This window comes from Actinomycetota bacterium, from assembly GCA_030017835.1.
In the GTDB taxonomy this organism is placed as follows: Bacteria; Actinomycetota; Aquicultoria; order UBA3085; family Oleimmundimicrobiaceae; genus Yes70-04.
Map to the genome: position 1 here is coordinate 3,040 of JASEGU010000041.1, position 1,958 is coordinate 4,997.

Here is a 1,958-nt window from a genome sequence, read left to right on the forward strand (position 1 = left end):
CAATACGTCAATTTATGGAAGGCTTCGGTGGTGGGGTAGCCTTCGGCATGGTCGGCGGCTTCATCCCTGGTGCAGTGGGCTCGCTCGCCCTCAGTATCTGGCGTCGCCGTCGTGAACAACGTTCAGTATCAGCCTAACACAGCGTGCACCTGACGTGTGGGAGTCTGCGCGATTTACAAGCATTTTTCTGGCTTCGAGTTTTTCCTGCTCCCAAACAGAATCCACGCCCGCCCACACGCAGGTAACGCAAACCGTTAGACCCGCAGAAAATATTTAAGGAGTTGGCCATGCAATCTAAGGACCATTGGGAGGGGGTCTATTCATCTAAATCATCGGAGGAAATGAGTTGGTTCCAGCAGCACGCTGAACTCTCATTGAGATTGATTCGTGAAACCTGCGTCCCTGCGTCCGGTACAATCATTGATGTTGGTGGGGGTGCTTCAACACTCGTCGACGACCTCTTGGCAAACGGCTATACAGACATTACTGTACTTGATCTCTCAAGAACAGCATTAACAGCGGCAAAGTGCCGGCTCGGTGCTCAAGCAAACGCAGTCAAGTGGCTGGAAGCAAACATCGTTGAGGCATCACTCCCCACCCATGCTTACGACATATGGCATGACCGTGCCGTCTTTCACTTTCTCACAACCCTAGAAGAACGGCGTGTGTATGTGGATACGGTAGTCCGCTCAGTAAAACCCGGAGGACACGTTATCGTGGCAACATTTGCGGATGACGGTCCAACCAAGTGCAGCGGTCTCCCAGTTATGCGCTACTCGCCGAAAGATCTCCATGCCCAATTTGGCGAGCCATTTGTATTGCTCAAGCATGAAATGGAGTCGCACAAGACTCCAGCAGGATCGCAACAGCAGTTCGTATATTGCTACTGTATCAAAATAAATTGATGAGTTGCGGGTCTAATAAGTCGTTCAAGCTGACAGGGCCGCTCGTCACGCGGCTTGCAGTGTGGGGATCCAGGCAAGCCGCGCGCCAACCGTCCCCGGTCCCGACCTCGCAACCAGTGGCGCAACGTCCGAAGAAGAGAATGCACGGTTGTCTGCTCACATTCCTGATCGCCCTCGGCCTCCTGGTCATCGGCATTCCTCTCGGAATCTACATCGGCGGCAAAGCGTTCATGGACTACGCAAAAGACAAGATGGAAAGCTCTCCTCTTTGCGTTGCCGTCGCCGTCGGCAAGATCGACGACGTTGATCTTCTGCTTTCGCAGGGCGAGGATCCTAACCAGAAGGGGCCAATGGGACACTCTCCGCTCATCATGGCCACAGATCACGATTACCCTCTCATCGCTGAGCGCCTGCTCAAGGCAGGCGCAGACCCGAACCAGAAAGACAATCTTGGCTGGTCGCCTCTCCATCACGCAGTCAAGACGCAGCACGCCAATCTCGACCTCATCACGATTCTCGTGCGCTATCGCGCAGACCCGAATGTGACCGACAACCATTTACGTACGCCACTCCACCGAGCTGCTCAGTTCGGACACGTGGAGGCGATTCGGCTACTCCTTCGCCTTGGGGCAGACCCCAACGCGAAGGACGAGAACGGATGGACGCCTCTCGATCGAGGCGCAGCACATCCAGCAGTGCGCCAGATATTGGGAGGAGAACAGGAAAGCGAACAAGAGCATCGACGTTAGCCCAATAATTAAATGAAACAAGGATATAGCACCCAGCTTACCCGTCAGATTGGCGAACATCTTGTAGTCGCAAAACTTGGACGACTTGGCATCCTCGCCACTCCATTCGCCGGCAATATCCCCGATTACGACTTGCTCGCTTCAGACCTTTCAGGTCATTCCTTGCCTCTTCAGGTAAAAACAATTAATGGACCTTCTTGGCAGTTTTCTGTCACTTCATTTCTCGATATCAAATTTGACGGCGATAGGCAAGTCGTCCAGGGGAAGAAGAAACTATCCAATCCAAACCTTATATGTGTTTTCG

3 protein-coding genes are annotated in these 1,958 nt (G+C 53.2%); all 3 read left to right on the forward strand.

Annotated features, from left to right (window positions below):
- Window positions 1-287: 287 nt before the first annotated feature.
- Window positions 288-905 carry a class I SAM-dependent methyltransferase gene (locus tag QMD53_06755; protein ID MDI6800341.1) on the forward strand — a complete coding sequence of 206 codons (618 nt, stop codon included), beginning with the start codon at window positions 288-290 and terminating at the stop codon, window positions 903-905.
- A gap of 140 nt (window positions 906-1,045) precedes the next feature.
- Window positions 1,046-1,654, forward strand: coding sequence for an ankyrin repeat domain-containing protein (locus QMD53_06760; protein ID MDI6800342.1), 609 nt, complete (start codon window positions 1,046-1,048; stop codon window positions 1,652-1,654).
- 12 nt (window positions 1,655-1,666) lie between these two features.
- Window positions 1,667-1,958, forward strand: a 292-nt coding sequence (locus QMD53_06765) for a hypothetical protein (protein MDI6800343.1), incomplete at its 3' end; no start/stop codon positions are given.